We start from the raw sequence: 9562 nt of genomic DNA on the forward strand, positions 1-9562 counted from the left end.
AGCGGTCACCTGACTGCGGCACTTCGTTCAGGCCGGTAATTTCGACCGGCGTTGCTGGAGTAGCCTTCTTGATGGCGCGTCCTCTGGCATCAGTCATCGTCCTGACGCGGCCAAAAGTATTGCCGACTACGATCGGATCTCCGACGTGAAGCGTTCCCTGCTGAACCAGAAGCGTTGCAACGGAGCCCTTGCCCTTGTCAAGGCGGGCTTCGATGACGGATCCTGCACCGTGTTGCTTAGGATTTGCCTTAAGCTCAAGCATTTCTGCCTCAAGCAGGATCATGTCAAGCAGTTCGTCAAGATTCTTGCCGAACTTGGCGGAAATGTCAACGAAGATTGTGTCGCCGCCCCAGTCTTCAGGAATCAGACCGTATTCGGTCAACTGTTCCATGACGTGGTTAGGGTTTGCGCCGGGCTTGTCAATCTTGTTAACGGCCACGATAATCGGAACACCGGCAGCCTTAGAGTGGTTGATGGCTTCGATTGTCTGCGGCATGACGCCATCGTCTGCGGCAACGACCAGGACGGTGATGTCGGTGATGTCGGCACCGCGGGCACGCATGCTCGTGAAGGCGGCATGTCCTGGCGTGTCAAGGAACGTAATGATCTTGTCATTGTGTCTTACCTGATAGGCACCGATATGCTGCGTAATTCCGCCTGCTTCACCGGCAGTGACGTTCGTATGGCGCAATTTGTCAAGCAGTGTCGTCTTGCCATGGTCAACGTGTCCCATGATCGTTACGACAGGCGGGCGCGGTGCCAGGTGTTTTCTGTTGTTTTCTTCATCTTCGAAGAACTTGTCGATGTCGGCCACGTCAACTTCAACTTTTTCTTCAGCCTTGATGCCGTAGTCGGCTGCAAGAATTTCAATCGTATCCTTGTCAAGCGACTGGTTTTGGTTGACCATCACGCCCATCATGAAGAGCTTCTTGATGATTTCGGCCGGTTCGCGGTGAATCTTCTTTGCGATATCGGCAACGTTCATGCCGACCGTATAGACCAGAGTTTCCGGCAACGGCTTGTTCTTGCGCTGCGGAACGGCGTTCTTCTTGTTGTCTCGCTGGTTGCGGTTATTGCGCCTGTTGTTTTTGCGATTGTTCTTCTTGTTGAACTTGCCCTTTTTATTGTCATTTCCGCCGAAACGGTCGTTGCCTTGTCCTTCTCTTTGACTGCTCCTGCGATTGTTGTTGTTTTTGTTTTTATCCATGTGGTTACCAGAATGCCTTTCGTTGATTCTATTCACTGACTTCTGATCACGGTTGCTCTTTCCATGATCAGGGCGAACGGCCTGCTTCTTTTCGTCTGTCCGCTTGTCAGAAGGCTTCTTTCCGACCCTTTCACTTTCCCTTTTATGCTCTCTGGCCGGTTTTTCAGCCTTGAAGGCAGCCGCCTTTTTCTCAACAGGGGCTTTCTTTGGAGCAAAGGCAGCCCTTAACTGCCGCTCTTCGTTTTCTCCAATCGTCGACATGTGATTGCCGACTTCAATTCCCTTCCTTTTGGCTGCCGCAATGACTTCCTTGCTGGAAACATTGAGTTCTTTTGCTAATTCATAAATTCTCTTTTTACTCATCGACATCGCTCCATTCTCGTAAAATCAAGCCTGTCAGGACTCTTGATTCGAGAAATACACGAATCAAAGAGTCAGCAGTTGCTTGAATTTCTTAGCAAAGCCTGCATCCGTCACTGCAATTATCGAACGTTTCGATCCTATTGCCGCACTGAGTTCATCCCTTGTGAATTCGAGCGAGCAAGTGACGTTGTAACTATTGCATTTATCAGTAATTTTCTTTTTCGTACTCTGTCCTGCATCATTTGCGCAAAAAACAAGACACGCCTTTCCAAGTCTAACCTGGTCAATGACAAGGTCAATGCCCGTCGTCAGTTTTCCTGCCCGGCGTGCAAGACCCAGTGACTGCAGAACTTTCTGTCTATTTTCCATTTCCGAACAATTCCGCGCGGGCTGCCTGGTGATCAACATAGGCAACCAGTTCATCGTAAAAGGCATCATCAATCTTAAGTCCGAATGCCTTGTCGAAGGTGCGGTCCTTTTTTGCCTTCTCGGCTGTTTTGACGTCTAAATGAATATATGCTCCGCGACCGGCCTTCTTGCCGGTCGGATCGATTGAAACTTCATTTTCCTTGTTTCTGACAACACGAACGAGTTCCTTTTTCGGCTTCATTTCTCCGGTAACAATGTCTTTTCGCATCGGTATTTTACGCTGTGCCATCTAAAAACCTCCCTTATTCGTCATCCGCCTCAATGTCTTCGATGTCCTCAATGCTGATGGCATCTTCCGTTTCAACATCTTCTGTTTCAGGCAGTTCAAAGTCTTCCTCAGGTTCTTCTTCAAGCTGACGGTCAAGTTCCTCCATGTTTGATTCAGACTTGATGTCAATCTTGTAACCGGTCAGATGAGCTGCAAGCCGGGCATTCTGTCCGCGCTTGCCGATTGCAAGCGACAGCTGCGTGTCAGGAACGACGACCGTGCATGCATGATCATCGTCTCTGTCGAAGCGGACTTCAAGAATTTCGGCCGGTTTCAATGCAGCCTTGATATATTCGGCCGGATCTTCACTCCACTCGACGATATCCATCTTTTCTCCGTTTAATTCCTCAACGATTGCCTTGACGCGTTCTCCGCGAGGGCCAACGCAGGTTCCGATCGGATCGATTCCTTCCTGGTCGGAGTAGACGGCAATTTTGGCACGGTCGCCCGCTTCACGCGCAATCGACTTGATTTCAACGGTTCCGTCAAAGATTTCCGGAACTTCATTTTCAAACATGCGTTTCAAAAGATCAGGATGCGAACGGCTTACGTAAACCTGTGGCCCGCGGTTGCGGCGCTTCTTCCTGCCTTCTTCTTCATTCTGCTCGGCATTTTGATTTTCGTTTGGATCAACGACCTTGTACACGTAGACCTTGATGCGGTCATGTGAGTTGTAGACTTCGCCGGGAACCTGGTCGCGCTTCGAAAGAACGGCTTCAACGTTGCCGAGGTTGACATAAACGTAACGGCTGTCGCGGCGTTCGACTTCACCGGTCATGATTTCATTTTCATAACGGCTGTACTGGTTATAGATCATCTGGCGTTCTTCTTCGCGCACGCGCTGCATGATGACCTGCTTGGCCGTCTGAGCCGCAATCCGGCCGAAATCACGTGGAGTGACTTCAAAGTCAATCGTGTCGCCGATTTCGTAGGCTCTGTTGATTTCAAGAGCATCAGACAGGCTGACTTCGAGGCATGAATCCAGAACTTCGTTGACGACTTCCTTGACGGCAAAGACCTTGATGTCGCCGCGGCTTGCATCAAACGTCACCTTGACGTTCTGTGCCTGACCGTAGTTCTTCTTGTAGGCGGAAACAAGCGCCTGTTCCAAAGCATCGATGATGACTTCCTTTTTGATGCCCTTTTCAGTTTCAAGTGCATCCAATGCATTAAGCAATTCCTTACTCATTTTTTCTGTGCTCCTTATTATTAAAATTTGATTGCCAAACGCGCCTGTGCAATCTGCCTGCGCGGAATCACAATCGTCTTCTGACGAGTCTTGTCCATGTATTCCAGCGTCAGTTCATCCGGCTTCAAGTCGACCATTGTGCCTTCATAAACCTTGTTTCCTTCCAGCGGCTGATACAGCGAGACATGAATATATGAATTCAATGCCCGCTCGTAATCGCGTTCCTTTTTCAGCGGACGCTCAGCCCCGGGTGAGGAAACTTCCAGAAAGTATGCCTGAGGAATCGGATCCGGGTCGCAGTCGTCAAGCTTTTCGCCGAGCAAATCGCTGACAAGTGCACACTCCTCAATATTGATTCCACCGGGCTTATCGATATAAATCCGCAAATACCAGCTCCTGCCTTCCTTTACGAATTCCACATCAACTAATTCAAAGTGACGTTCATCCAATATAGGCGTGACCAATCCCGTCACTGTTTCAACAACGCTGCTCAAAATTTTCCTCCTCGCATCATTTCAGAATGGAACCCGCTCCAATAAAAAGAGCGAGCATCTCTGCTCACTCCCTAACGAGTATCAAAAACAATGTTATTGTAGCATATTGAAATGACATTTTCAAGTTCTGCGTGAAAATGAATGAAAATGCAGGGAATTTACCCAAGCATGTCAAAAAGCGACAGCTGATTTTCATCCGACAATCCGTCCAGAACATGATTTTCAGTCATGAAGTCAACCAGTGACTGCGAAACTTTTCCGCGTTCCTTCAGATCCTGTTTGGAAATGAATTCGCGCTCCTCTCTTGCCGCAACAATCTGCTTGGCAACGTTGAGTCCGAGGCCGGGGATTGCCGAGAAAGGTGCCAGGAGTGTATTTCCTTCAATCAGCCAGTCCGAGGCATCCGAACGTCTGATGTCGACCATCTTGAACTCAAAGCCGCGTTCAAGCATTTCGTTTGCAAGCTCAAGCACGGTCAGCAGATTCTTTTCCTTGGCCGAAGCGTCATTGCCCTTTTCGTTGATTTCCTTCATGCGGGCCTTGACGGATTCCTTGCCGTTGGCCATTGCAACCAGGTCAAAATCATCGGCGCGTACTGAAAAGTATGCTGAATAGTAGATCAGCGGGTAGTAGACCTTGAAATAGGCGATGCGCAGCGCCATCAAGACGTAGGCGGCGGCATGGGCCTTGGGGAACATGTACTTGATCTTCAGGCAGGCCCCGATGTACCATTCGGGAACGTTTGCCTTGTGCATCTCTTCCTGCCACTCATCCGGAATACCGCGTCCCTTGCGCACGTGTTCCATGATCTTGAAGGCAAGATCGCTTTCAACGCCCATGTGAATCAGGTCCATCATGATATCGTCACGACATCCGATGACTTCGGGCATCGTAACCGTCTTGTTCTGAATCAGCTCCTCGGCGTTCCCGAGCCAGACGTCAGTGCCGTGAGACAGGCCGGAAATCTTGAGCAGTTCGGCAAACGTCTTCGGCTTCGTTTCCTCAAGCATCCCGCGAACGAATCTCGTTCCGAATTCCGGAATGCCGAGCGTTCCCGTTTTTGATTGAATCTGTTCTTCCGTGACGCCCAGAATCTCCGTTCCGGAAAACAGCGCCATCACACCGGGGTCATCAGTCGGAATCGTCTTCGGCTCGATTCCCGAAAGATCCTGCAGCATGCGGATCATCGTCGGATCATCGTGACCAAGACAGTCGAGCTTCAGAATATTGTCGTGAATCGAGTGGAAGTCAAAGTGCGTCGTGCGCCAGGCAGCATTGACGTCATCTGCCGGATACTGAATCGGCGTGAAATCATAGATGTCCATGTAGTCGGGAACAACCAGGATGCCGGCCGGGTGCTGTCCGGTCGTTCTTTTGACGCCCGTTGCGCCCTTGGCCAGACGGTCGACTTCAGCAGACCTCAGCGTCAGTTCGTTGTCACGCTCGTATGCCTTGACATAGCCGTATGCCGTCTTGTCGGCAACGGTACCGATCGTCCCGGCACGGAACACGTTGTTTTCCCCGAACAGAACCTTCGTGTAGTTGTGCGCAACCGGCTGATAGTCGCCGGAAAAGTTCAAGTCGATGTCAGGAACCTTGTTTCCCTTGAACCCAAGGAACGTTTCAAACGGGATTTCCTGTCCGTCCTTGACAAGAGGCGTGCCGCATTCCGGACAGTCCTTGTCGGGAAGATCGTATCCGCTGCCGTATTCGCCTTTTGTATAGAATTCAGAATACTTGCACTTCGGACAGCGGTAATGCGGTGGCAGCGGATTGACCTCGGTGATTCCGGTCATCGTCGCCACGAGGCTTGAACCGACGGAACCACGGGAACCGACCAGATATCCGTCCTTGTTGGACTTGAAAACGAGCTTCTGCGCAATCAGATAGATTACCGAAAACCCGTTGCCGATAACTGACTTCAGTTCCTTGTCAAGACGGGCCTGAACGATTTCCGGCAGCGGGTCGCCGTAAAGCTCGTGCGCCCTGTTCATCGTCAGGTTGCGGATATCGTCTTCTGCCCCCGGCATTTTCGGCGTATACAGCTTATCCTTGACTGGCGTGATTTCGTCACACATTGCTGCAACCTTGTTCGGATCGTCGACAACGACCTTTCTGGCCAGTTCCGGTCCGAGAAAGGCAAATTCGTCAAGCATCTCATCCGTCGTCCTGAAGTGCGCGTCAGGCAGATTCTTCAAGCGGTTGAGCGGATTTGCGCCCCCCTGGGAATGAATCAGGATCTTGCGGTAAATCGCATCTTCCCTGTTCATGAAATGAACGTCTCCGCTTGCGACAATCGGCTTGCCGAGTTCTTCGGCCAGTTTCACCATATTTTTGATAATGTCTTCAAGCTCTTCTTCATCCCTGACGAGTTCGCGCTCCAGAAGCGGCGCGTACAGTGCCTTGGGCTGGATTTCCAGATAATCATAGTTTCTGGCCTTGGCCTTGGCCGTTTCATAGCCCTTCTGCATCATGGCCGTGAAAACTTCGCCATCGGCACATCCGGAACCGACCAGAAGTCCCTCGCGGTATTTTTCAAGCACCGATCGTGGAACCCTGGCAACGCGGTAGAAGTGATTGACCATCGAATCTGATGCCAGCTTGAAGAGGTTCTTCAATCCGTCCTGCGTCCTGGCCAGGACGATTGCATGAAACGGATGCTGCTGCTTGTAGGTGTCCGGCTGAACCATGTGCCTGTTAAAATCGTCATGATATAGAATTCCGAACTGTTCGCGTGCATCAGCGAGCATCTTGTAGAAAATATAGCCGGTCGCTTCGGCATCGTAAATGGCCCGGTGGTGATGTTCCAGATCAACTTTGAGCCGCTTGGCCAGCGTATCGAGCGTAAAGCGCCTCATGTCCGGATAAAGAATCCTTGCCAGAGGCAGCGTATCGACCCACGGTTCCTCAATCTCAGGCATGCCGTGGCGAAGATAGCCGGTATTCATGAAGTCGACGTCAAACGTGGCATTGTGTCCGACGATGATGCACCCCTTGCAGAATTCACGGAAAAGCCTGAAAACCTCTTCTTCCGTCTTTGAACCGCGGACCATCGCATCGGTAATATGCGTCAGATTGATGGTCGTTTGCGAAAGCGGATGTCCCGGATCGATGAATTCTTCAAATTCGTCAATCTTTTCTCCGTCCTTCATCTTGACTGCGGCCAGTTCGATGACCTTGTTGTATTGAGCCGACAGACCCGTCGTTTCCGTATCAAACACGACGTAAGTGGCATGCTTCAGTTCCTCATGTTCTTCGTTGTACGCAATCGGCTGACTGTCTTCGACAACGTTTGCCTCAACGCCGTAAAGAATCTTGACACCGTTCTTCTGTCCGGCCGAATGTGCTTCCGGAAAGGCCTGAAGCGTGCTGTGGTCGGTAATCGCAATCGCCTTTTGCCCCCACTTGGCAGCCTGTGCAACATAGTCTGAAATCGAATTTGTCGCATCCATCATGCTCATGTTGGAGTGCAAGTGAAGCTCAACGCGCTTTTCACCTTCAGGAGCCGTGTCCTTTCGTCCTTCATGCTTGACTTCATTGATGTCATAGGCATTGATGACAAGGTCCCTCATATAGCTGTCTTCCTGGACGTTGCCCTTGACCTTGACCCACTGGCCGACCTTGACTGCATCAAACATCGCTTCATCCTTGGCATTGTTTGAAAACTTCTTGACGGCAAACGAAGAAGTGTAGTCGGTGATCTTGAACGTCAGAATCTTTCTGCCGGAGCGCAGTTCGCGCACCTCGGAATCGAAGACGTATCCCTGCACGACCACGACTCTCTCCTCTTCCGTGATTGTCTTCATCGGCCTGATTTCGGTGTCTTCCGAAATCTTCTTGCCGACCATCACCGGTCCTTCAACCGGCGGAAGCTCTTCCTGCTTCTTCACGTTCTTAGGCTGTCTGGCCTTCTGCTCGTTTGAAAGCTTGATCTGCTCATAGGCTTTCCTGGCCAGATCCGCATCGTTTTCGGCATGCTTCTGCTGCATGGCCTCGCGCTTTTCCTCAATCGCCTTTTCATCAACGTAGGGTTTAATCGTGAATTTGGGGAAACCGGCATTCTGATATGCCGTTTCGATCCTTTCCAGAACGTTGCGCTTCAAAAAATCGCGCAAGACCGTATTTTCAGCCAGAAGCTTGACCTGACCGTGATCAAGTTCCGGCGGATTGCGCAGGAGATTTTGGGTAAAACCATTTGCTTTTCCGCTCGTTTCAACGGCATATGCCCAGTATGAAACCAGTTTTTCATCATCCATCACAGGATTTCTCGTCGTAAAATTAAGTCTCGTCCTGCAAATCGGCCTGAAAGACGTCTCGACAAGCTGATTGAGTCTTGCAAATGTCTGAAACGGCAGGATGTCGTTCACTTCCAGATAAAAATCCCAGCGCTTCGACTTCGTATGCACTTCGACCTTTTCAATCAGCGCATCGGAAAATGCTTCCCTGTCATCCTGCCACTTGATTTGTTCAAGCAGTTTTTCAAACATGGCTTTTTTATCGAGTCCCACTCATACCCTTCCTTTCATTTAAAACTCACTTATACGATTTTAGCACAGTAGACCACTTTTTGCACTTTGTCGCCTGTCGCTCAATTGTGACGGGAAAAATCCTCCTGATGATGTTATACTGAATTTGTATAAAATAATTTTGTTACTATGATGAAGGGATGAGAATCCATGTATTACAATGCAGCACTTGTCTTAGAAGGCGGAGCCATGCGCGGGTGCTATACGTCCGGCGTCCTTGACTGTTTTCTGGATCGTGACATTCAGTTCAACTGCGTCATCGGCGTTTCAGCGGGATCTCTTGCCGGAGCGAACTATGTTTCCAAACAATATGGAAGAACATTTGAAATCAATACCGAATACCGCAACGATCGCGATTATATTTCCGTCAGTCATCTCTTAAAGGGCAAAAGCATCATCAATCTTGACTATCTGTTTACGGATCATGGGATTTCATGGCACAACTACGATGAAAATGCCTACAATCTGTCTGAAACGGACTTCGTAATCGTAGCCACCAGACTGAAGGACGGCAAACGCGTCGAATTCCACAAGCCTCCGGTCGGCCGTGAACTGACCGACGCCCTCGAGGCCTCTTCGTCGATGCCGATTATTTCCAAACCGCATCAGACGTCGCAAGGGCTCTGCCTTGACGGCGGAATCTCAGATTCCATTCCGGTCGATCTTGCGCAGGAACTGGGCTTCGACAAAATCGTCGTCGTCAGAACGCGTAACCGCGAATATCGCAAGAAACCTGGCAGCAAGGCAATGGAAAAGGCAATTGAAATGAACTTCAGGCAATACCCTGATTTCGTCAGGCAGGTCAACGGCAGGCCGGAAGCCTACAACAAGCAGGCAGACGAACTGCAGAAAATGGAGGAATCAAAACAGATATTCTGCATTGCCCCAAAGGAACCCGTCAAGGTCGGCAGGCTTGAGCGAAACGTCAGAAAGCTGAAGGAACTGTACAATGAAGGGTACAGCGAAGCAGACGAATGCTTTGAAGCAATGATTGAATATCTTGAAGGATGATGAGCAGGCCGGGAAAAGAGTCTCTTTTCAAATGAAATGCCGAACAGGGAGGTCGCAGGTCGGCTGATTTTGTCC

7 protein-coding genes are annotated in these 9562 nt (G+C 50.1%); 1 reads left to right on the forward strand and 6 read right to left on the reverse strand.

Features of this window, described 5'->3' with window-relative positions:
- From infB to V7Z60_RS07250, 6 genes are all read right to left on the reverse strand, one after another.
- Positions 1–1570, reverse strand: a 1570-nt coding sequence (gene infB, locus V7Z60_RS07225; RefSeq protein WP_334117163.1) for a translation initiation factor IF-2, incomplete at its 3' end; no start/stop codon positions are given.
- A gap of 63 nt (positions 1571–1633) precedes the next feature.
- Positions 1634–1939, reverse strand: a complete 306-nt coding sequence (locus V7Z60_RS07230) for a YlxQ-related RNA-binding protein (RefSeq protein ID WP_334117164.1) — start codon at positions 1937–1939, stop codon at positions 1634–1636.
- Positions 1929–2228, reverse strand: a complete 300-nt coding sequence (gene rnpM, locus V7Z60_RS07235; protein WP_334117165.1) for an RNase P modulator RnpM — start codon at positions 2226–2228, stop codon at positions 1929–1931. The genes V7Z60_RS07230 and rnpM overlap by 11 nt, the downstream gene beginning before the upstream one ends.
- A gap of 13 nt (positions 2229–2241) precedes the next feature.
- Positions 2242–3456, reverse strand: a complete 1215-nt coding sequence (gene nusA, locus V7Z60_RS07240) for a transcription termination factor NusA (protein ID WP_334117166.1) — start codon at positions 3454–3456, stop codon at positions 2242–2244.
- 20 nt (positions 3457–3476) lie between these two features.
- Positions 3477–3950, reverse strand: a complete 474-nt coding sequence (gene rimP / locus V7Z60_RS07245; protein ID WP_334117167.1) for a ribosome maturation factor RimP — start codon at positions 3948–3950, stop codon at positions 3477–3479.
- A gap of 158 nt (positions 3951–4108) precedes the next feature.
- Positions 4109–8458, reverse strand: a complete 4350-nt coding sequence (locus tag V7Z60_RS07250) for a PolC-type DNA polymerase III (RefSeq protein ID WP_334117168.1) — start codon at positions 8456–8458, stop codon at positions 4109–4111.
- 168 nt (positions 8459–8626) lie between these two features.
- Here V7Z60_RS07250 and V7Z60_RS07255 point away from each other — a divergent pair, with 168 nt between their 5' ends.
- The gene (locus V7Z60_RS07255; protein WP_334117169.1) at positions 8627–9487 is read left to right on the forward strand and encodes a patatin-like phospholipase family protein; all 861 of its coding nucleotides are present in this window, start codon (positions 8627–8629) and stop codon (positions 9485–9487) included.
- Positions 9488–9562 lie beyond the last annotated feature (75 nt).

The sequence above is a fragment of the Ligilactobacillus sp. genome, assembly GCF_036846325.1.
GTDB lineage: Bacteria > Bacillota > Bacilli > Lactobacillales > Lactobacillaceae > Ligilactobacillus.

Coding starts and splice junctions, on each gene's coding strand:
- V7Z60_RS07230 (WP_334117164.1), bottom strand. CDS start 1,939: ATGGAAAATAGACAGAAAGTTCTGCAGTCACTGGGTCTTGCACGCCGG.
- rnpM (WP_334117165.1), bottom strand. CDS start 2,228: ATGGCACAGCGTAAAATACCGATGCGAAAAGACATTGTTACCGGAGAA.
- nusA (WP_334117166.1), bottom strand. CDS start 3,456: ATGAGTAAGGAATTGCTTAATGCATTGGATGCACTTGAAACTGAAAAG.
- V7Z60_RS07255 (WP_334117169.1), top strand. CDS start 8,627: ATGTATTACAATGCAGCACTTGTCTTAGAAGGCGGAGCCATGCGCGGG.